Origin of the sequence: Evansella tamaricis, from assembly GCF_019042215.1 — a bacterium.
Taxonomy (GTDB): Bacteria; Bacillota; Bacilli; order Bacillales; family Salisediminibacteriaceae; genus Evansella; species Evansella tamaricis.
Map to the genome: position 1 here is coordinate 1 of NZ_JAHQCS010000097.1, position 21,502 is coordinate 21,502.

At 36.9% G+C, this 21,502-nt stretch carries 24 protein-coding genes and 1 pseudogene; 8 read left to right on the forward strand and 17 right to left on the reverse strand.

The window, feature by feature from the left end:
- Nucleotides 1–62: 62 nt before the first annotated feature.
- The 4 genes and pseudogenes from KS419_RS11355 to KS419_RS11370 form a co-directional block, all read right to left on the reverse strand.
- The gene (locus KS419_RS11355; RefSeq protein WP_217066525.1) at nucleotides 63–278 is read right to left on the reverse strand and encodes a hypothetical protein; all 216 of its coding nucleotides are present in this window, start codon (nucleotides 276–278) and stop codon (nucleotides 63–65) included.
- A 167-nt stretch (nucleotides 279–445) separates the two neighbouring features.
- Nucleotides 446–733 (reverse strand): hypothetical protein, encoded by a 288-nt coding sequence (locus tag KS419_RS11360; RefSeq protein ID WP_217066526.1) that lies wholly within the window; start codon nucleotides 731–733, stop codon nucleotides 446–448.
- Between the two features lie 93 nt (nucleotides 734–826).
- A pseudogene (locus KS419_RS11365) lies at nucleotides 827–1,275 on the reverse strand (IS1595 family transposase); the annotation flags it as partial.
- 340 nt (nucleotides 1,276–1,615) lie between these two features.
- Complete coding sequence (locus tag KS419_RS11370; protein ID WP_217066527.1) at nucleotides 1,616–2,239, reverse strand: YpjP family protein; 624 nt, start codon at nucleotides 2,237–2,239, stop codon at nucleotides 1,616–1,618.
- A gap of 165 nt (nucleotides 2,240–2,404) precedes the next feature.
- Between KS419_RS11370 and KS419_RS11375 the strand changes: the two genes are divergently transcribed.
- Nucleotides 2,405–2,845, forward strand: a complete 441-nt coding sequence (locus KS419_RS11375) for an SRPBCC family protein (protein WP_217066528.1) — start codon at nucleotides 2,405–2,407, stop codon at nucleotides 2,843–2,845.
- A gap of 117 nt (nucleotides 2,846–2,962) precedes the next feature.
- Here the strand turns inward: KS419_RS11375 and KS419_RS11380 are convergent, their stop codons facing one another.
- From KS419_RS11380 to KS419_RS11410, 7 genes are all read right to left on the reverse strand, one after another.
- Nucleotides 2,963–3,715, reverse strand: coding sequence for a sulfite exporter TauE/SafE family protein (locus tag KS419_RS11380; protein ID WP_217066529.1), 753 nt, complete (start codon nucleotides 3,713–3,715; stop codon nucleotides 2,963–2,965).
- 159 nt (nucleotides 3,716–3,874) lie between these two features.
- Nucleotides 3,875–4,288, reverse strand: coding sequence for a bactofilin family protein (locus tag KS419_RS11385; RefSeq protein ID WP_217066530.1), 414 nt, complete (start codon nucleotides 4,286–4,288; stop codon nucleotides 3,875–3,877).
- 25 nt (nucleotides 4,289–4,313) lie between these two features.
- On the reverse strand, nucleotides 4,314–5,270 hold the full coding sequence (locus KS419_RS11390; RefSeq protein WP_217066531.1) for a M23 family metallopeptidase: 957 nt from the start codon (nucleotides 5,268–5,270) through the stop codon (nucleotides 4,314–4,316).
- A gap of 250 nt (nucleotides 5,271–5,520) precedes the next feature.
- Nucleotides 5,521–6,054, reverse strand: coding sequence for a 4Fe-4S dicluster domain-containing protein (locus tag KS419_RS25635; RefSeq protein WP_217066532.1), 534 nt, complete (start codon nucleotides 6,052–6,054; stop codon nucleotides 5,521–5,523).
- Between the two features lie 179 nt (nucleotides 6,055–6,233).
- Nucleotides 6,234–8,528 (reverse strand): transglutaminase TgpA family protein, encoded by a 2,295-nt coding sequence (locus tag KS419_RS11400; protein WP_217066533.1) that lies wholly within the window; start codon nucleotides 8,526–8,528, stop codon nucleotides 6,234–6,236.
- Nucleotides 8,525–9,772: a DUF58 domain-containing protein gene (locus tag KS419_RS11405; RefSeq protein ID WP_217066534.1), complete on the reverse strand. Its 1,248-nt coding sequence runs from the start codon at nucleotides 9,770–9,772 to the stop codon at nucleotides 8,525–8,527. The genes KS419_RS11400 and KS419_RS11405 overlap by 4 nt, the downstream gene beginning before the upstream one ends.
- Nucleotides 9,773–9,776: 4 nt before the next feature.
- Entirely contained in the window at nucleotides 9,777–10,730 is a 954-nt protein-coding gene (locus KS419_RS11410) for an AAA family ATPase (protein WP_217066547.1), read from the reverse strand.
- A gap of 348 nt (nucleotides 10,731–11,078) precedes the next feature.
- On the opposite strand from KS419_RS11410, the gene KS419_RS11415 reads away from it, so the two are divergent.
- Complete coding sequence (locus tag KS419_RS11415) at nucleotides 11,079–11,777, forward strand: hypothetical protein (protein WP_217066535.1); 699 nt, start codon at nucleotides 11,079–11,081, stop codon at nucleotides 11,775–11,777.
- 46 nt (nucleotides 11,778–11,823) lie between these two features.
- Here KS419_RS11415 and KS419_RS11420 read toward each other — a convergent pair whose 3' ends face one another.
- Nucleotides 11,824–12,636 (reverse strand): CsxC family protein, encoded by an 813-nt coding sequence (locus tag KS419_RS11420; protein WP_217066536.1) that lies wholly within the window; start codon nucleotides 12,634–12,636, stop codon nucleotides 11,824–11,826.
- Between the two features lie 491 nt (nucleotides 12,637–13,127).
- On the opposite strand from KS419_RS11420, the gene KS419_RS11425 reads away from it, so the two are divergent.
- The 4 genes from KS419_RS11425 (at nucleotide 13,128) to KS419_RS11440 (ending at nucleotide 15,174) form a co-directional block, all read left to right on the forward strand.
- The gene (locus KS419_RS11425) at nucleotides 13,128–14,249 is read left to right on the forward strand and encodes a TIGR04053 family radical SAM/SPASM domain-containing protein (protein WP_217066548.1); all 1,122 of its coding nucleotides are present in this window, start codon (nucleotides 13,128–13,130) and stop codon (nucleotides 14,247–14,249) included.
- A gap of 158 nt (nucleotides 14,250–14,407) precedes the next feature.
- Entirely contained in the window at nucleotides 14,408–14,521 is a 114-nt protein-coding gene (locus KS419_RS11430) for a YjcZ family sporulation protein (protein WP_217066537.1), read from the forward strand.
- A gap of 175 nt (nucleotides 14,522–14,696) precedes the next feature.
- Complete coding sequence (locus tag KS419_RS11435) at nucleotides 14,697–14,801, forward strand: YjcZ family sporulation protein (RefSeq protein WP_217066538.1); 105 nt, start codon at nucleotides 14,697–14,699, stop codon at nucleotides 14,799–14,801.
- Nucleotides 14,802–14,964: 163 nt separating this feature from the next.
- The gene (locus KS419_RS11440; protein WP_217066539.1) at nucleotides 14,965–15,174 is read left to right on the forward strand and encodes a hypothetical protein; all 210 of its coding nucleotides are present in this window, start codon (nucleotides 14,965–14,967) and stop codon (nucleotides 15,172–15,174) included.
- Nucleotides 15,175–15,440: 266 nt separating this feature from the next.
- Here the strand turns inward: KS419_RS11440 and KS419_RS11445 are convergent, their stop codons facing one another.
- Nucleotides 15,441–16,091 (reverse strand): glycoside hydrolase domain-containing protein, encoded by a 651-nt coding sequence (locus KS419_RS11445; RefSeq protein ID WP_217066540.1) that lies wholly within the window; start codon nucleotides 16,089–16,091, stop codon nucleotides 15,441–15,443.
- 147 nt (nucleotides 16,092–16,238) lie between these two features.
- On the opposite strand from KS419_RS11445, the gene KS419_RS11450 reads away from it, so the two are divergent.
- Entirely contained in the window at nucleotides 16,239–16,691 is a 453-nt protein-coding gene (locus tag KS419_RS11450) for a hypothetical protein (protein ID WP_217066541.1), read from the forward strand.
- Between the two features lie 18 nt (nucleotides 16,692–16,709).
- Here KS419_RS11450 and KS419_RS11455 read toward each other — a convergent pair whose 3' ends face one another.
- The 4 genes from KS419_RS11455 to KS419_RS11470 form a co-directional block, all read right to left on the reverse strand.
- A complete protein-coding gene (locus tag KS419_RS11455) occupies nucleotides 16,710–17,063 on the reverse strand; it encodes a hypothetical protein (protein ID WP_217066542.1) in 354 nt (117 codons plus the stop codon).
- Between the two features lie 177 nt (nucleotides 17,064–17,240).
- Nucleotides 17,241–18,344 (reverse strand): ABC transporter permease, encoded by a 1,104-nt coding sequence (locus tag KS419_RS11460; RefSeq protein WP_217066543.1) that lies wholly within the window; start codon nucleotides 18,342–18,344, stop codon nucleotides 17,241–17,243.
- Nucleotides 18,344–19,615 (reverse strand): ABC transporter permease, encoded by a 1,272-nt coding sequence (locus KS419_RS11465; RefSeq protein ID WP_217066544.1) that lies wholly within the window; start codon nucleotides 19,613–19,615, stop codon nucleotides 18,344–18,346. Before KS419_RS11465 ends, KS419_RS11460 begins: the two co-directional genes overlap by 1 nt.
- Nucleotides 19,616–19,628: 13 nt before the next feature.
- Nucleotides 19,629–20,279 (reverse strand): ABC transporter ATP-binding protein, encoded by a 651-nt coding sequence (locus KS419_RS11470; protein ID WP_217066545.1) that lies wholly within the window; start codon nucleotides 20,277–20,279, stop codon nucleotides 19,629–19,631.
- Between the two features lie 81 nt (nucleotides 20,280–20,360).
- Between KS419_RS11470 and KS419_RS11475 the strand changes: the two genes are divergently transcribed.
- A protein-coding gene (locus KS419_RS11475) for an IS3 family transposase (protein WP_217066546.1) occupies nucleotides 20,361–21,472 on the forward strand; the annotation gives its coding sequence in 2 pieces (ribosomal slippage) (nucleotides 20,361–20,610 and nucleotides 20,610–21,472; 1,113 coding nt in all).
- Nucleotides 21,473–21,502 lie beyond the last annotated feature (30 nt).

The window sequence follows — 21,502 nt, forward strand, 5'->3', positions numbered from 1 at the left end:
CCCGTAGCGAGTAGGCGCTGGAGCTGGACAACTTGCCCGAAGGTGCAAAAACTTACACTTTCTTACCTTTTATGAAAAGCGTAAGCGCCTATGAACACGAGCGTAGGGTAGGGCAGTGCCTCTTCCTCTACAAGCATCGATCTGAAGTTTATCCGTCCATCGGGCAAAGAGCCACGTCCTGTGGCATGCCCGATATTAGGACGTCCTGTCCGTCCATCGGGCAAAGAGCCACGTCCTGTGGCATGCCCGATATTAGGACGTCCTGTCCGTCGAGGCAACTCGAAGGGCAGCATCGCTCGCGTGCTGCCACTGATGTAAACGCTCGATGGACAGCGTATTCGAAGAAGTAGCTAGAAGTCCATAGCTATGTTAAAGGTTATTGTTGTTTTTGCCCAAAATTATAAGGAACCTAAAATTAGTAAGGTTCCTTATCTAGGTTAGTAAATTATTTTTCAAGTTTTAAGATTGTTCTTTGCAAGGGAGCTCCTCCCATACTAACATTTCTCTCGATAAGCAGATAATTTTTCCCGTCTATCTTGAACCTGCTATTTCCTTTGTAGTAGACTTCTTTACCTTCATTTTCAAGTTTGTTTTTTATAGCTTCTACATATTCTTTTTGATTGAAATAGCGCTCTTCGAAATCAATTGTTATATTTCCTTTTTTGTAACCCATTAACCAGTTAAATAGTAACAGAGAACCGATACCTAGAATTACGAAAACGGTGATAGTCATATTATACCCCCTTATACGACAAATACGTATTATTCAAAAGAAAGGTTTCTAAAATTCTAATTTTTTTCTTCAAAAAGGCTGTTTAATTGGTAGTCAATTCTTGATATCTAATAGTCGCAGTGTATCATACGTAACACCAATTGATAGACAGCTTTCAACAATCATTTTACTAACTATCTCATCATTGTTACGATGTTTGATGCCATCAATGAATTGAAACCAACACAATAATGGTCAAGGTATTTTGTAGCCACGCCATTAAAACGGTTTATCCAGCCTTTAAGTCGGTTATGATAACTATTTACATTTGTACATGATAGACACCTATAACACGCTCTTTTCCATCAGATTTAAACCTGTAAGTTCAAGACCCTCAAGAACGGAGACTTGTTCATTACTTATGCCGCTTTTCTTTGATGCTCCGCCACGTTTTCTTCCCTTTCTTTCAACTATTTTACGTTTTCCTTTTTCAGAGTAAAGTACGTTTCATCCATTTCTAAAATACCTTGGAACTTTTCAAAGTCCATCTCTTTAATTACGTTAAAAGTATTGTTCATTCTTCTTCAACTGACCGGTAAGCGTTTTTTGAAGAATAAAACCATAATTAAACCATAAAAACGGCCTACTATTGGAGTAGACCGTTTTTTCTGTGCAATCTCGGTAAAATTAAACCCTTTTCTAGAAAGGCTAGTAGCTCTCATTTTATCATTGCTCTAATGAATAAGGTATTATTATGTTGTTTTTAAGTTTGCTATAATATCTGAAAAATCCTTATATATCAACTAAAAAGATGACGTCCAATTAGGTAACTAATTAGTCGATGAATTGCTGTTAAATTTCATTTTTCTCCTCACGAATACTATGAAACTGTACCCATTTTTATTATGACATCCATTTTGGTGGTGTGTTTTTATCCCAGTAAACATCACCTATTTGATGATGCTCTTCAAAACCATCTTTTTCTAAATGATAATGAAAATTAAACCAATAGCCTTCTTTCGGACGATTATCACGCCTCACGTGGAATCTCGCAACATCCTTCATTGTGAGATGATCATACACATGGAAGATCTTCTCTCCGTATCCTTCCGATGGCACTTCAGTTATCTCTAAGTAATGTAAATTTTCTTTCCCTTTTTCTTGAGATAGGATTTTTAGAATCTCTTCCATATTTGGTAAGATAGTAGTTACTAAGTCTTGCTCCACCTGTTGTACAATCTTCGGTCCTAATTTTGTTAGCGTTTGCTCTTTTGCCCGTTCGGCAATATAGGAAATATAATAATCACTGGAATCTGGCTCTGTTTCCTTACTTTCCTCTAAGGTGTGCTCAATGAATACCGTCTCATCAGTATCATTAATATCATTACTATCATTAACAGCGGATTTTGATGATGTTACGACCTCGTTAAGATCTGCATTAGCTTCCAAATACGTAGGGGGAATAAACATGCCAAGAGTCATGAAGGTAATAAGTACGACTGATAGTTTCTTAAACCATAGTTTCATAAGAAAAACCCCTTTGTATATAACTATCTATCATTTTAATCACTTTCAGTGAAAAAGTCTATAAAACTAACAACAATTAGATAATTTCTCATAGTTTGAGCACTTTACACTAGTTGATTCAATAGGATAAAATGATGAAAACTCTCTTTAAAGGGGTAGTCTATCATGGGTAATGGAACTTTCGAATATATATCCAATTTTTCAAAAGAATCAACGGAATTACATGATTTATGGAGATTTTTTTCCAGTGCTGATAATCTGGCAAAAATAACTCCCTTCCCTAAAGTGATAATCCTGTCTAATCCAGTTACAACCATTGGAAATAAAATAGAAATGGAACTAAACTTTTATTTATTCCGCTTAAAATGGCATTCGAAAATTATAGATATGAAGGTAGAATCTTATTTTATTGATGTTGGCCAAAAGATTCCATTTCCTTTTAGAAAGTGGAAACATATTCATGAATTCGAAGTAAACGAAGGTGTGATTCAGATGAGGGACATAGTGGAATATGAGGCCTATCTTCCCCGCCAGGTCATTAGTGTATTGCTGTGGTTCATGTTTTCCGGCAGGAAAAAAGAGTTGATGAAAGTATTTAATCCCTAAGTTCTGTAGGAAATGGATTGTAGTTTCAAGCACATTTAGCAAAGGGAGACACTTGTTGTACAATTATCTCCCATGCTTCCAACAAAAATTTTTTACTACCTAATCCAATGATCACTATCATGGCAATAACAAACGAATACCACCAACCATTGCTAAAATTAATATAATCGTATTAAAATGCTTCTGTGGAATGAGTGGGACAAGCTTAATTCCGAGAAACGCTCCTATTAAGATAGCCGGAATTAACCATAAATTTAGCCCGATTGAATCAAAAGTAATCAACCCTAAATAGCCATACATTGGGACTTTTATAAGGTTTACAGAAAGAAAAAACCACGCACCGGTTCCAATCAACTCTTTTTTGGGCAGCGCTATAGCTAATAAAAAGACAGCCATAATTGGCCCCGCAGCATTACCTATCATCGTTGTAAAACCTGCAAGAGTTCCCATTATCCCGATAAAGATCTTTGATTGTGGTAATGTCTCTGTCCACGTTACACCCCAGCGTTCCCTTGAAAACTGAAGCACTATTAATACTAGTATGATAACCCCCAAGATGATTTCTATTGGTCTGCTCATTACGATTGTATATAAAAGTATAAATCCAATGACGATTCCTCCAAGAACCCAAGGAACTAAAGAAAAAAGTGTTTTCCAATTTACACTTCGACGATAGTATGTAACTGCGACGACATCTGCAATTATTAACATAGGAAGAACGATCCCGATCGACTCCCTTGCTGGAAAAACAGTTGCCATTGTAGCTACTACAAGGATACCTAAAGTAGGCAATCCTGTCTTAGATACACCTATTAACAATGCACAAATTATGACAACTACTATGTTTATCCACCCTAATTCTATGATCATGTCGGTCTCCCCCATGGCTTCAATAATATGTTTCAAGTATCCTCTTAATCAATGTTGTATAGTGGAAAGACAAATAAAAGACTGTCCGCTTATAAAACTCTTTCTGAGTCACTAGGGACAGCCTCCTTATTTTAATTTTTTTAAACACATTTCAGAAAATTAGCTTGTTTTTTCATCGACATTGTTTTCACTTTCGAGAGTAACAACCTGTTTCCCGTCTCCACTTTGTTTCATGAGACTTTTACCTTGAAACTGTCCGTTCTCTTCAATCACTATAGTACTCATAGTTGCAGAACCTTCAAAGAATCCCGTTTCTAGAATATGAACTTTATTCTCAACTTCCACATCTCCACAGACTTTTCCTGCGATAAATAGATTCCTAGCCTTTAAGTTTCTTTCCACATATCCATCTTTCCCGACTGTGACATCCCCAGAGCAAATAACTTCACCATATACTTTTCCGTCGATACGAATACTTGATTCTACGTTTAGATTCCCCTCAACGGTAGTCAGTTCGCCAATTACTGTAGATATTTCATTTAGTTGTTTTTCATTCTTTTTATTTGAAAACATAGTTTACCTCCAGCGGATAATTATACTATTCTTCCGAATCCCCTTGATGAAATGTAATGTACGTATACGGGTCGATCAACTCACCGTTTCTCTTAATCTCATAATGGAGGTGAACACCTGTGCTACGTCCAGTTGTTCCCATTCCACCTATCTGATCACCTTTAGTCACTTTGTCACCTACTTCAACATCAATGTGGTTTAAGTGCGCATAAAGGGTCTCATATGTACCACTGTGCTTAATCATTACAGTTAGGCCATATCCTCCATTTGAACCTGCATGAATGACTGTGCCATCTGCTCCAGCGTATATAGGAGTATTTAGTGGTGCAGCAATATCAATACCCGAATGGAATCTCGTCCACGCTGTAAATGGATCACGGCGGTTTCCAAATCTAGAAGTAATTCTTCCTTCTGCTGCAGGAAAAATTGTGGGTGTTGTCCTCAGTTTTTCCTCGTATTCAGCAATACGCTCTACAGTTTGTTCAAAACTATTAATCAGTTTAGGCAATTCGCTTTTCATATCTACTAGAGTAGAAGTAACATTCGATCCAGTGTCTTCAGTACTTTCCGGAAACTCCATTCCACCACTGCTACCGGTAATAACATCTTCTACCTCCGATGGAATTTCCAGTTCTAATTCATTTAATTGTGATTCAAAAGCTTTAAATTCCTCAATCGTAAGTTGTACATCTAATACATCTTCCTGTAATCTGCTATATTCCTCTTTTGCCCCTGCTATTTCATTATCCTTCTGCTTAATTGTAGAATCCTTTTCTTCAATCGTGGCATATAATACTTCTTTTTCATTAGCTAGATGATTCATCTGAAACATTAAACCGGTGATGACAAGAGGTAATAAACCAATGATTACTAAACTCTGAACGAAGAGACTTTTGGATAATTGAAACCTTCTGACTGCTTCGCCCGGTCCTGAAGAAAGAATAATATTCCATTTTGGATATTTTTTATTTCGTTTTTTCAAGGCTTTCCCCAAACAAAAAGGGGTCCCTCCTTTCTTACTACATACTGAAATGACAGAAACTGATTTTTTCTATCATTTTATTAATACTCTCTAGTATTACTTTATCTATTATTACAAAAAACACAAGGATTTGGAAACATTTTTTAGTATTTTTGTCCCATCTAGTCGAATTGGCATAGGAAAATATGATAATTATTTGGTTTATTTATCCAAAAAACATCGATTTCCAACTAATCAGAATTGGTATATTTTAGTTATTCCAACTATTTCGTTTCATTTTTCTTGAAACTATTCTTAAGGAAGGTTTTGTTATATGAGGATTCGGAAAACCTTCCAGATCGGTGACCACGTTTTCATGTATTTCACTGTACAAATTGCTCAATTGAAGGGCAGAAGTTTGACATGCCTGTATACAGGGTGGGAGATTGGATTCTAAACTTTCGATATTGCACATATTACATTTTTCTACTATTCCTGTCAGAGAATTAACTTGAATGGCACCATATGGACAAACAGTTACACAGAGCCCACAGCCATCACACCGATTATGATTTAATTCTACTACCCCATTATCTCTTTTTTTAAAAGCTATTTTAGGGCATATTTGTAAGCACTCTGGTTGAGAACAATGGTTACAAGAAATAGATAGAAAAAATTTGTTATTAGCTAAGATTACTCTTCTTAAACTTCTGCTAGATTGACAGTTTTCATTCAAACAGGAAATGACACAAGCATTGCACCCAGTACAACGATCCAAATCAAATAAAAATCCAAACTGTTTCATATTCTTTTATCTACCTTTCCAAAAATGTAGTAATAAAACTCCTGTTTGTGAGGTTCATCTTTCCTACCATCATCCCACATTAGTATAAAACTTTCCGAAACAATTCGTAAGATTTCATGAATCTTTTCCAATATAAAAAGGTATCCCTTCTATAGTAATTGAAAGGATACCCCCGTTATTTATTTTTTATTAAATTTGTCTCTAACTTTCCTAATGGCCTCCAGAACTTGCTGTAATTCTTGATCTGTTATAGAAGCATTGCCATATCTCCCTTTATCAAAAAGAGTTTGAATGATTCTCAACTCTGTCTCCAAATGAATATCTTGATATACCCAGCGATCTGCAGTTTCCTTAAACGTATCCCCATGAAAACTTTTAAACCCTTTCCGGTGTGCAAAACGTAATAGTCTTTCCACTTCCATTATCACCTTGTCATTATTGGTTAAATCCCGTCCCGAATTCCACCATTTTAAAAAATGTTTCAAGCCTTTCTTTCGCCAAATTGAGACAATAAAAAGAAGTATACATACGGTAATTACAACCATAGTAAGGATCGAAATAACCACTTTATATCCGCCTGCAAAGAACCTGTCATCCCCTTGATTAGACTCCCTTTCCTCCATCTGAACAGATACTTCCATATCCTCTTGAACATAAATACTTGGCGCAGAAAAAGATGCAGTCGGTTCAAATGGTAGCCATCCATAACCATCGAAATAAACCTCTACCCAAGAATGGGCATTAGCATTCCGCACTTGATAGACACCTGCGCCAAATGGTGCCATGTGTTCTTGAAAATAATTATGCTCCTCATTTCTAGTTCCTTGTGTATAACCCTTTACCCATCTAGAAGGTATATCAAGCGTTCTCGTTAATACAACCATTGCCGTGGAAAAATAATCGCAGTACCCCTCTTGTACCTCAAATAAAAATCGATCCACGAAATCCCCGCTTGTTCCAAGACTTTCGTCCGGTTCAGTTGTATAGGGAAATGACTCTTTTAAAAAGGTTTCGATTGCTTTCACTTGATCATACTGATTTTCTTTATCTGTAGTAATTTCCAGTGCCAAATCCGATACACGTTCTGGGAGATCACCTGGCAATTGTAAATACATGCTCCAGTCTTGCTTGTCTTCTACATGATCCACTTTCCTTAAAGCCCCTTCATCGATCATAGGCACCTGTGAAACAATGGTATATTTTCTTGGAAATAAACTTTCCATTTCTAAAAAATGAAGTTCTTCCACATACGGCAGCCAAAGAAAGGACGAATGGGCACCTTCTCCGACACTAGTTGAAATATCTTCCATCCCTTCCACTACTGGTTGGTTCACATCCAAAACTTCCTCACGCTCTGCTACCTCTTCTATTTCCAGGTTATCAATAGAATAAGCACCAAATAATGCTGTACCTGAATATAATTCATTAGAAAATGTAATCGTTTGTGTCACTTCTTTTGTTTGCAATAAAGACCGATTTTCCAAAGAGTTACCTTTTCTTTCTCCCATTTCGATATGCTCTTCTGAAAAATAAAAAGCATTGTTTAAATGATAGGATGTATCAGATGATTCCCAGCCAAGTCCTGTATAGTAATAACGTGTTTCTCCCCTAAGATATGTAGCATCCGTCGTCTCCACAGTCATCACTGGAGAATAGTCAAAGTTAAAACTCCCACCTAATTCCCGGTCATCTCGTCCATATCCCGATAATCGCTCCTCCGATCTTGAACTTCCCAAATCCAATTCCGAGTCCGTATAAGGGGAAATTGCCGTTTCCTCCCCCCGGTAATTTTTCCATGCGGTATAAGGGTCTGTCAGTAGAGGTCCCATCCTGTCAGGGGTAAAAATGGACGCTACCAGTACTATCAAAAAGAATAGTAGTATAGGAACATAAACTGTTTCGGGATAATCTTTTAAATGATCCCAGCCATCTGGACTTTTATTCTTTAAACTCCTGAAATGATGGACAACAAGGAGTAAGAGAACAGAACATATCATGAGGATTATATTACTGACTAACTCATGATAAGTAAAAGTATCTAAAACAGCCATGATAATTGTACATGGGAGAACGGTTAGCAAAGTCCTCATTTTTGACTCGAACCATCGGATAAAAAAGATGTATATAACCCAAGTGCCGATTGCAAACCATATAAAAGGATAGAGCACCTCTAAGCGAAGGAAATGGTTCCAAACACTCTCCAACACCAATCCCCATGAAATGGACTCAGGAGGAATCAATTCCCATCCGAAAAGATGAAACATCCAAAAAACAACAATCAGTAATTGGAACAATCTACGTAACCAAGAATTTAAATAAGGAACCATTTCTGTTAAGCAAATAATAATGAGAACGGAGAGGACAACAGTCCTTGTTTCTGGTAGCCAATATGCTGAAAACCAAGATAAAAAAGTAGAGAGAAACACACCTGTTAAAACAATCACAGCACGGTTTAAAACGTCTATTCCTTTCATATATAATCGCCCCCTAAAACAGCAGGCAATTCCTTTAACTCTCCAACTCGATAAAACAGGATATTATGTTTAAATAATGCTTTTTGCCAGTGCGAATGCTCCGTATCTTCCTCTGGTGAAACCCATATATGACAGGCATGAATATTCATTCTTTTTAACCATTTGAGGCGTTGATAAAAGTCCTCGCTTGTGTCTGGTGAAATGATTACTAATGTACTATCTGTCATTTGTCTAAATCTACGATCGAACATTACTTCATAAATTGGAAACTTTCCGTCCTTATTCACTTCAAGTAAATGGTTCTCTAACTGATGAAAAAAAGTCGTATTCCCCTTTGGTTCAAAGTATCGAATGTTACATCCTGGAGAAAACAACCCTGTTGGGAGGTGGTTTTTCTCTGTATATTGAATAAGGGAAGCAGCTACAGACACTGCTAATTCAAACTGTCTATCTGATTGGTAGACAAGGGGAAATTGGTCGAGTAACAGATTTATTCTTGGTTTCGACTCCTTGATGAATTCTTTTGATTTTAATATTCCTGTTTTAGCAGATGCTTTCCAATGAATTTTGGATAATCTGTCTCCTTGAATATACTCCTTCACTCCATCCATTTCCGTTGTTTCCTTTTGAAAAATAGGAGTTGTCAAAGGGTACGATTCTGATTTTTTCACCCGTGCAATGGATGACCATTTTCTAATTGGTATTGTACGGGGAAAAACGTTTAAGGAAACTGGAAGTTTCAGAGAACTCTTATGTTCAAATAAATTTAGTAAATCCACAGTTGAGCACTCCGTCTCTCCAAACTCATACTTCCCACGCCTTAAACTGGGAATAGTGTAAACAATGGATCCACTTCGGTAATAATCTGGAACAAACGAAGATTCATAGAGAGTCTCCCCCGCGTGATGATGTTTGACCTGGTCTTTTATAAAGACATATGGTAATGGCCAAAATCCAGGTATTTTAAATGTCATGCTAACAGTTAAAGTATCATCCGACTCAATACGTTGTTTACCCATTGGCTTAGTAATTATCCTTTTTCCAGTAATCTCCTTAATTCCGCTCCATCTAGTCAGCATCATAAGGTAAACGGTAATGATCGACATGATCAAAAAGAGAATAAAAGAAAGTTTTCCTCCAGCAAACAGAAAGAAGAGAGTACTACAGAACCAAACCAGTAGTATTCCTACAAATAACGTTTGCTGATCTTTCGGCATCCAATATTCCTTCCATTGCTGTAACATACCATCACTTCTCCAATCTTATGGGGACCTCCACCTCTTCCAAGACGGTTTCCATTATGGATTCCACTGTGTTCCCATTCATCTGTGCTTCCGGTTCAAGAATCATCCGATGGAAAAAAACATATGGAAGTAACGTTTTCACATCATCTGGGGTTACAAAATCCCGCTTTTCTAGATATGCTAATGCCTTCACTCCATCCATTAATGCAAGTGTTCCCCTTGGACTAACACCTAAAAAGATGGAAGGGTGAGTCCTTGTTTTTTCGGCAATCGTCAAGAGATAGTCTACAACACTTTCTGACACATAGACTTGTGACACATCCCTTTGAATTTCTTGAAGAGTAGCTAAATTTGTAACCGCTTTAATTTCTGGAATGCTGAAACTGCCGTGGGAATATAGTATTTCCTTCTCTGTCTTTTTTTCAGGATAACCTAAATGGAATTTCATCATAAATCGGTCTAATTGTGCTTCCGGTAAAAGGTAAGTCCCTTCAAATTCAATAGGATTCTGGGTCGCCATCACAAAAAATGGCTCAGGTATTGGATATACTATCCCGTCAACAGTCACCTGTTTTTCTTCCATTGCTTCTAGAAGTGCAGATTGAGTTTTTGTGGAAGCACGATTTATTTCATCAATTAGAAGGAAGTTTGTCATTACTGGTCCAGGACGAAAAACAAACTGTTCATCCTTCGGGTGATAAATGGAGAATCCGGTAATATCTGTTGGCAATAAATCAGGATTACATTGTATTCTCCTAAACTCACTTTCTATCGATTTCGCCAATGTTTTAATGAGCATCGTTTTACCAGTTCCCGGAACACCTTCTATCAGCACATGCCCCCCTGATAAAAGGGCAATAATCAATAGTTTACTTTCTTTTCCCTTTCCGTAAACAACACTGGAAAGATTTTTTTCAATGCTAGTTAATACATGGTCGTACTTTTTGTCCATCGGTATGTGCCCCCTCCGTTTAAAATGATTCCTCATACAGTTCAGTTTTATATCCATTCGCCTTCTAGCGATCAAATCCTTTCAATAAGTGTAATTTTTATCCGAAATTTTTTGTGGGAAAGAAAACTTAATAAGTATAGTTTTCTGTATGTAATTATGGTATTGTCATCTTGTCCTTGAACCACAATACCGCTAGATGTGATTGGATACTCATTTCTTTGAGTGTAAATGTTAAACAAGAATAGAATTAAATAGATTGATGAATTTTTACCCATATTCATTAATCTGTTATTCTATTATACAAAGATTATTTCACTTTGACCTCAATTCCCTTTTCGAAAGGAAGACTTTACAATGGAAAGCAGACTCCATGAACATTTAAAAAAACAGTCCCTCTATTGGCTAAAAGGGAAAGTAACCGACTTATGTGCCAATGAAGTGAAACTTTTTTTTCACCGAAAAAGGGTTATTGCAGATGCACTTGGAATCAACTTTAAGCGGACAGAATCCAGAATCATAGAAGTCAAGGTTTCCAGAGAGGATTTTCGCCGTGATGAGGTTCTCCATTCCTCGTTCGGCTATCATTCGATTGCTAACTATGCTTATCTCCTTACACCAACAGGATTGTTAAGTCTTGAGGAAATTCCAAAAGGTTACGGCCTCTTGGAATGTGATGATTTCGATAATATAACAGTTTTGAAAAAAGCAACAAAGAACCCAGATCCAATTCTCTCTTTTGATTTCTTAATCAAGAGGACAGCTCAAACAGCAACAAACGCGGTTCTATTCAAAGAATTATCGAAAGAAACGAAAGATCAAACGGGGGGATCGTTTTCGAGGGGAGCAAAAATACAGTTGATCAGTGCCACTTGTCCTCACTGTAAAAAACGAAAAAAATACTTAGTGACCATCGATCAAGAAGAAGTCCCCTGTGAAGGGAGAGGATGTTTATCCCTAATTCCGTTGAACCGTGCAAGGGTTCACGTCATCACAAAATATAACAAAAGATTTATCAATCAATTGAAATTGTTATTGAGGCAATTGGAAACATAATATAAACAGAATGGCTCCAGTTATAATTCCTGGAGCCTTTTGCAAGTTACCTTTTTCTCGAAGTGACATCTAATTGTTGCTTTTGAAGAACTTTTACCTTTAATTCTACTACCATTTTTTCTTCTATTTTCGTAAATGTTCCTTCTTCAAATGGAGCATCAATTAATTTTCGATCCCTGTTGTACACTTGTCCCATATTACGGTCTAAAGACTCATCATATTCAATGAACCTGCTTTTTACTAATTGACAGTATGGGAGTTCGTTAAATGCTTCCCCGCTAATCTGATCAAATTCCGACAAGTCCGCTGATAATAATTTATCCTTCGATGAGAAACCATCTGGTAATGGAGATTCTGTGAAGAAAGTAAATTCTTGATCCTCTTGATGTTTAGAGAACACTGGTTTATTTTCATAGTTTACTTCCACCACTTTTTCAAATGGTACATCGATGGTCAAGGAACGGATATCTGAGACTACTTGCTTTTTTGTTCCCGTAGTTGGTGTAGCATATTGAATATTTTTTCGAACGAAACCTTTTAAGAATAGTTTGTTTGTTGGGAGTAATAAGCGGCATTGTGTTATTTTTAAGTTCTTTTTAATATCTTTTATTTCTAAAACAGGTTCTGGGAAGTCAATTTTCGTCATCAAGTCGATTTGTACCAATTCTTCTGCCAGTACAACTGGAATTTTCACATGAGTTTTATCCGGTAAAATCTTTGGTTTTTTAACAGGCTTTTTCTCTTTTGGAACAGGCTTTTTCTTATCTTTCTTCGGATGTCCCTTAAAATACGGAGGTGGGGGAAAACTTTTCTTTTGCTTTTTGCGATGATTAAATGGTTCGCCACAAAATTTAGACATTCTTTTTCCTCCTTTCCCTTGGCTAATAAAAATATTTAGTTTTGTTAGTATTCTATGAGCTAATTGTTTTATTGATTGGACAAACCTCCTACTATAAACGCCAATTTTTCATAGAATTGATAATCTATCTACTTATGTAAACTCATAAGATAGATTTTTTCTTTAGAAGAGTTAGTATTGTTAAATATTTCGTAACATTTATTAGGTTTGTTACTTATTTACACTAATATAATAAAGAAGGTGGGACAAATGTGTTTTAATCAATGAAAATTCGGAACGATATGGTAAGTATTACAATCACTCGCTCCGGTAATATACTTCGCAATGGTTGTGTATTGTTCTGATTTTCAATTGAACACTTATGTTATGTACTAGCCTCTAGGTTACAAAATTATAGAAAAGTTTGGTGATCACGTATGCAAATGAAAAGAGAAGGTCATGGAAGTGAACATCAAAAAAGCAAAGGTCACCCTGGGGGTCATCTAGGTGCTATGATTGATTATAATAAAAATCCATTTATCGTAATATGGGAAGTGACACGTGCCTGTCAATTGAAGTGTGTCCATTGTCGTGCAGATGCTCAGCTAAAACCAGACCCTTTTGAATTAACAAAGGAAGAGGGCTTTAAACTAATTGATGAAATTCATGACATGAATAACCCAATGCTCGTTTTCACTGGAGGAGACTGTATGATGCGGGAAGATCTATTTGAACTATCCGCATACGCTGTGAAAAAAGGAATGCGTGTATCCATGACTCCAAGTGCTACCGATAATGTGACAAGAGAAAAAATGCTAATCGCCAAGGAGGTAGGACTTTCCAGATGGGGTATTAGTCTCGATGGACCTACTCCAGAGATACACGACCACTTTCGAGGAACTGCTGGTTCCTTTCATCTGACAATTGAAAAAATAAATTATTTAAATGAACTAGATATGCCACTTCAGATTAATACGGTCATATCAAAATATAACTATCACGATCTGGAGAAGATGGCTAAATTAGTCGGTAAATTAAAAGCTGTCATGTGGTATATCTTCTTGTTAGTCCCGGTTGGCCGTGGACAAATGGACGATTGTTTAACCCCTGCAGAACACGAAAAAGTATTTCTCTGGTTATATGAATTAGGTAAAACGGCTCCATATGATATTAAGACAACTGCAGCACAGCATTATCGCCGTGTTGTTATCCAGCAAAAAATTCGAGAAAACTTAATAAGCACTGGGGAGATTCGATACGAGGATTCCATAACAGATACTGCCTATTTGATTGATGGGTTAAAACGTGCCCCTAAAGGGGTTAATGACGGTAATGGATTTATATTTGTCTCCCATACTGGTGATGTATTCCCTAGCGGGCTTTTACCGATAAAAGTTGGAAATGTTCGGGAGCAGTCCCTTAAAACCATTTATCGTGAATCACCAGTTTTAAAAGAACTTCGCAATCCTAATCAATATAAAGGAAAATGCGGTGTCTGTGAATTCCGGTTTGTTTGTGGAGGCTCCAGGTCAAGGGCTTTCGCTGTTACTGGTGATTATTTAGAAAGTGAACCATTCTGTGTCTATGTTCCAGAAACTTTAAGGAGAAACTCTTCCCCTTCAACAACAAAATAAAGATAAGAACGTCCTGTCCGTCCATCGGAACTGGCTTTTGATATTTTCTGTTGGTTACACAAGACTGCCTATTTATTTATAATAGAGCAAATAATCTAAACCAAGGAACTCCCACATTCATACAATGTTAATGACCCTCAAGGAAAGGGGGTGTTTTCATGTACGGATATGGCGCATGTCACGGTGGTGGCTTTGCAGGAGGATTTGCTTTAGTACTTGTGCTGTTTATCCTCCTTGTAATCATTGGAGCAGCAGCATGGACTGCATGGTAAATCAAGTGTAAATTCCTAAGGGGGGTACCAATCTGGTACTCCTTTCTTATATCTTTATCAAAGACAGTTTCAATCAGCAAATGGTGAATTTTATTTTTTTTCATAACAATTCACACACATTCATTATTGCTTTCATAAGTTGTACTATACCTTCTATAGAAAGGGGGATTATGACATGACTTACGGTTACCATGGTGGCGGTTTTGCAGGTGGTTTCGCGTTAGTATTAGTCCTTTTCATCCTGCTTGTAATTATCGGTGCAGCAGTTTGGACTTACTAATTTAAGTTCCCCTTATTTGATAAAAGCACCCTTTCATGGGTGCTTTATCAATAAGGTAAAATAAATATGAAATTCGCTTTTTTTAAAAAAAATTGGTATAATTTAACTGGAACAAGGGAGATTAATTGGTTGCTATTACTTTCTTCCTAAAGGGGGCCTTTATATGATTATTGAAGAGCCCTATGATGTGACGAAAGAACTTCTTCATGCTGTTGACATCTATTTAATGAACCGGGAGCACGCTCAACAGTTTTTAGTGGAAGGAGATGGTCACGTTGCGATCTTCGACCATGAGAACAATAATTATTTTATTATTCCAGAAGGAATGGTTGAAACTGCTTTAACTCTTGGTTATTCGGTTGTTAAAGATTAATCACGATCATTCACGGGGCAATATGTGAATCATTTCACTAACTCTCATGCTATCGGACAGGTGTTCAAAACTTTATTTCAATAAACTTGTTAATTCCCCCTTGTTCTACGAATATCTTTCTAACCAGCTGTACAATAAACTTATTTTTAACAGCAGATATTCCAACCGCGCATAATAAAAAGGTCATTTTGAAAAAAAGGCATCTACAATACCAAACAGTGTTTACCCTTTTTAAATGACCTTTCTTCTTCTCGTCATGTATAAGTTCAGTATAGACTATCGAATAACCTCTGATCCACAAGGATGGTATCAATTGGACATTCCTCAGCATCCCTTCCATATTGCCATGCCCAAACATTCGCTCCACAATCAGGAACTGCAGGTGAAAACATAGGATGATTACCCTTTGGAGTGATTCCAGATTCTGGTTCGGCACTCCATAGGACCGTCTTTGTATAGACACTTCTTTTTCTTTCCACTGCTTGACAATATGCCTCGTTAAATGGACCTTCTGTTGGATCAAAGTAGATACCAGGTCGATAATCACTATTAACCAACCGCTCTACCCATGCGATCAACCATTCTGGATCAACATCGAAAAAACGCTCCACATTGGCAAAAATAAAGACACCTTTTGGAATCCCCAGGCGCTGGGCATTAAAGATGGCATTCTGTGCAGCAACCCTTCCTGCACTTGATCCCACTGCTTCCCTAAAATTATTGTAGATAGGAAGAATTTTAATCCCCTTCTCCTTTAAGAAAAGGATTTCACTTCGTGTAAGTCCATCACTTACATTTGGTATGGTATTTAAATATCTTCCCCATACATCCGGTTGACCAAAATTTTCTGAAACACATCGGTATAGTTCCTGACTCGCTGCCGCAGCAGAGTCTACACCCCAAATCACTTTTGGCATGTGCATCTCCCCTTTCCCCTCTTAGTATATGTGACCAAAAAGAAGAGTGAATGACTTTTAATAAAATAGGTGGAGAAACTAATAAATGATTCGCCAAATGGAAAATATTCAAGTATCCTATACTAGAAAGAAACTGGAGGGATGATGATGGAAAAAATGAAAAAAATGAAGAAAACAAGATTATACGTAGGAATAGGTTTAGCAATCTTTGGCCTAGCAGGAATCACAGCTGACTTTGAGGCCTTTGCAGAAGAAGGCTTTTCCAGATTTGCATCATTTCTTTTCTTAACCCTTCCTGTTATTGGCCTTGGTGTTTATTTGATTCAATCATATTTTAAAAAATCCAATAAAATAAAGAATGAATTTATTGAGCGAACAACATTACAATTAGTTACAAAGCTTAATGGAAAAATTACGGTAACTGATCTTGCTGCCAACAGCGAGATGTCGATAACAGAGGCTGAAAAAGTATTAGAGGACTTTTCCTACAGAGGAATTGCTTCCCGTAAACTAACTGAAAGAGGTGCAACGGTATATCATTTCAAAACTGTCATGACCACTGAAGAAAAAGAATCCGCTAAAGACATATACGAATTCTAATTGTTTGCTATTATTACTTTAAAAATCATCTTTGAATTTACGTGCTGCGTAGATTTGGTGACCAATTCCGTTCACTAAGAATACCGATGCCTGAACCGCAAAGTAAACATTCCATCCTAATACATAATAAAAACTGTAATTACGCAAATTCTCAATATGAATATTTGATGGATCCACATATGGGACAATGAATTGGTATATTCCAAAAGCAATGATCATACTTAGAATAACCTGACCGATGATATAAATGGTAGCAAATGATTTTCTCATTTCAAACCGATCAATAATAATAAAAAATAAGTATCCTACACTAGCCATAATCAAAAATATTAAAAAAATTAGTGAGAGTATTAAAGTAGCTTCGTTAATCATTCTATGTATATCCTCCCTAGTCTCATGAACAGTTTCACTAATCATATACGGAAATTCTATTCCATTATAATGTTATCACACCTTAAATACTAGTTTTATTACCCTTTAAAGCAGAAAGATGAGATTATCCTAATCATCATATAACATGAATATTTTAGGTAACCTCATCTTTATCTTCTATGTCTGTTTCCTCTCCATCAAATTTAATCCCACTCCCATCGCAAGTACTCCCATAAAAACTAGTACAGCAGTTGGAAAAATAAATTGATGAAAGCTCCATTGAAACAATGTCGCTCCTTTTAAAAGCTCCATTCCATAAGTAACCGGAACAAAGTAAGAGATGGTCCGTATTATGTCAGACGTTACAATTTCGATCGGCCAATATGCCCCACCTAACATAGCAAAACTTACAGAAACAATGGGAATGATCACGTTCACTTGTTGGGCTGATTTAATGAATCCTGCAATTAGAACGCCAATGGATACAATCGCGAATAAATAGGGAATTACCACTAGTAATGTAATCCAAAATCCCCCATAGAACTCCACGCCAAAGGCATATTTAAACAAGAAAAACACAATGAAAATTTGCATGTACCCAAGTAATAAACTGAAAACGAGATGCCCTAGATATATTTCCGTTTTTTTCAAACCAGAGAGAATTAGCCTGTCCCAAATCCCCTGCTCCTTTTGAATGACGATGATATTGACCATGTACATAACCGAGTAGATAACAAAGAAGAGACTAAACCCAAACAAAGCCTGTAACCCTTGATCATATAGAAATGAGGTTTGACCTTTATAAGTCATTTCATCTACAGTAAACATTTGTGGGTTTAATGAGGCCAGAACCTCCTTTTCCAATTCCGTTTTATCTATTCCCAATTGATCTGCGGCAGTACGAATCAAATTTTGCTCTCTGTAAAATGCTGAAATATGTGTTTCAAGGGAGTAAATGTTCTCTGTCTCTGTGGCAACGAGAATTTCAAAGTTCCCCTCTCGTAGAATTAGGGCCATTTGAGCAACGTTTTTCCTTAATTTCGTCTCCACATCGGTCCTCTCTTCCAACTGAATATGAAAACGATCATGTTCGTTCAATCTGGCCAAATAACTATCAGACTGTTCTTCTGTAAGACCTTCCGTATAAGCTGGAATTGTTACTTCGCTAAAACTTCCTTGACCCAATATGGAAGCAAAAAGAATCGTAAGACCTATCATCCCTAAAATAAATAATGGTTGCCTTTTAATAGTTTGGATATAAGACCAAATAATAGTGCCCATTATAATTCCCTCCTTTTTGGAAAAATCCAGAGGGAAAGAAGTATTAAAAATATACTTAGTATTAAAATATTTCCAAGCATCGGCATGATACTTTCCCAATTACCGCCACGAAGAATTAGTAAATAAGATTGTAATGCTGCTCCATTTGGTGTCCAAGCACCTATACGCCATAGCGTTTCCGAAAATGAGGTTACCGAGACAAAACTCCCACCTAAAAAGGCCAGAATGGAGATAATTCCACTGGAAAAAATATCGGTTATCCTTCTCGTCTCAAATTTATAATTTAAAGAAGTAATGAAAACCCCTAATGCACCAACAGAGATACTTAATGTAATTGTCACAAGTAAAAATGCATGGATATTTTGCCAATGAACGCTATAAAAAATCGAACTTAAACCGAAAAGCACACATAATTGAACAAAAGCTATCAATGAAGAGGATAACCATTTACCAATTCCATAGTTCCAAGTTTTCATCTCCGTCAAGAGCATCCGATCAAATACATGCGTCTCTTTTTCTGTATACGCATAGCTGGCTGAATAGGTGGCTACATAGAGAACAAACATCACTGCCATCCCAATAGTATAATACTCAAAAGAAGTGATTGGAGCTAGATCAGCAAACGGCTTAGTAGTACTTAATGTCTCATAATTCCCCTCAGAAAAAAGGCTATTACCTCCTTCACTGCTGACCCTTTTCCCAATTGCTGCACTCAACGATAATTCACGATAAAACGATTCCGTAATAGCAGATATTATATTTCCTCGAAAGGATTCCTCCTCGTTTAAATAAAGTTTCACTTGTTCCGGTTTATTCCCATCCAAAAATAAATTTTCCCATGTTTTTACCCGGTAGTTCTCTGGAAAGTGAATAACTGCAGCATAGACATTTTCTTCGTTTTGAAGTGCAGCCTCCAAAGATGACTCATGATATACAGTTACGATATCAGATGCCCCCTCTTGAAATACACCTTCCACAAGCTTTTCAGGAATAGATAATTCTTCTGTTTGAGAAAGTAAGATCTGGATCATCCCTTCTCCAACTGATTTTTCCTTTAACAGTTGTTCAAACTTTGCTTTCTCTGCCTCTTTCTCACCCTCATCTACTACTGCCACATCAATGTTTAAGCTTATATCTCCCCCTTCAATCATTCCACGAAGTGAAAACCCTAAAATAGATATAAGTATTAATGGCATAAGTAATAGAATGACCAACTCTTTCCTGTCTCGGTATAATTGAAGGAGGTCCTTGATCAATAAATTTAACACCATTTTATTTCCTCCCTCAATCCCTTAATTTTTTCCCTGTCAAATGTAAGAAAACATCTTCTAAGGTTGGCATCTTAACCTGTACCGAAACTAATTTTCGTTCTTCTCTCTTTCCAAGGTCCATTAATTTCTCGAGTATATTGACCTCTGCCGAACAAATAACTGTAAATTTATTTCCATCCTCCATTACAGAGGAAATACTTGCATCTTCTTTGAGGGTAGTAATTAGTTCTGCGGACAGTTGATCAAACATAACTTCCACCGTATTTTCCTGTGATAAGATTCCTTTTATTTCATCTTTTGTCCCTGATGCAATCACTTCACCACAATCCATAATATAAACACGATCACATAAATACTCCACTTCCTCCATGTAGTGACTCGTATAAATGACAGTCATTTTTCGATCTTGATTCAATTTCTTTACTGTCTCTAAAATATACTTTCTTGATTGGGGATCAATTCCAACGGTAGGCTCATCCATAATAATGATCTCTGGTTGATGCATTAGGGCTACTGCAATATTTAACCGACGTTTCATCCCTCCTGAGAAGGTTTTAATAGGATCATTTTGCCGTTCTAAAAGTCCAACTAAATCTAATGTACTTTTTACTGCCTCTTTCAGGTCTTTCCCCTTAAGACCATATGCCTTTGCAAAAAAAGTCATATTGGATAGGTTACACTTGGTTGGACAGATTCGTTAAGGTCATATACACTTGATTCAAATAAACGCTGAGGGGAATCGGTAATGGCCAAACGAGAGAGAAGGAGCTACACAAAAGAATTTAAGGAACAAATAGTTCAGTTGCACGCTTCTGGTAAGCCAAGGGCTGAAATTATCAAAGAATACGAGCTGACGCCATCTGCCTTTGATAAGTGGGTTAGGCAGCACCAGAATAGTGGGTCTTTTGAAGAGAAAGAGAACCGTACACCGGAACAAGAAGAGCTAATTCGTTTACGAAAAGAAAATCAACGACTAGCAATGGAGAATGATATTTTAAAGCAAGCCGCGCTGATCATGGGACGAAAGTAGATGTGATCCGACAGAACAGTCACAAATACTCGGTATCAGCAATGTGCGAGGTCCTACAACTACCGAGAAGTACGTATTATTATGAAGCAGAGATTCGAGATAACCAAGAGGAAGAGTTAACGAATCTGATCGTCGATATTTTTAAGAAAAGTCGGGATAACTATGGCCAGAGAAAGATAAAGATAGAGCTAAAAAAGAAGGGTTGGAAGGTTTCTCGCCGGCGTATTGGCCGAATCATGAAAGAACAAGGATTAGTTTCCAAATACACCGTAGCACAATTCAAGCCTTCTAGAACGTCTTGTAATGAATCGGAGATAGGGAATACATTGAACCGTGAATTCGATCAAGACCAGGAACTGAAAGTGATTGTGAGTGATTTAACATACGTTCGAGTTCAACAGAAATGGCATTATATTTGTGTTTTAGTAGATTTATATAATCGTGAAATTATTGGCTACAGCGCTGGTCCTCATAAAAGTGCTGAGTTAGTTCAGCGTGCCTTCACATCAGTAAAATACAATCTTAATAGACTTGAATTATTCCACACAGATAGAGGAAGTGAATTTAAAAATAAACTGATTGATCAAGCCCTAGAAGCCTTTGGTATAGAACGCTCATTGAGTGAAAAAGGAACGCCTTATGACAATGCCGTAGCTGAAGCTACATTCAAGACAATCAAAACAGAGTTCGTTCATGGGAAGGTTTTCTCTAGCCAACACGAACTTGACCTTGAACTTTTTGACTACGTACATTGGTACAATAATATTCGAATTCATGGATCACTAGGTTATTTAACACCGTCTGAATACAAGTTAATACACCTTTAAATATTTGTCCACATAAGTGTTGACATACCA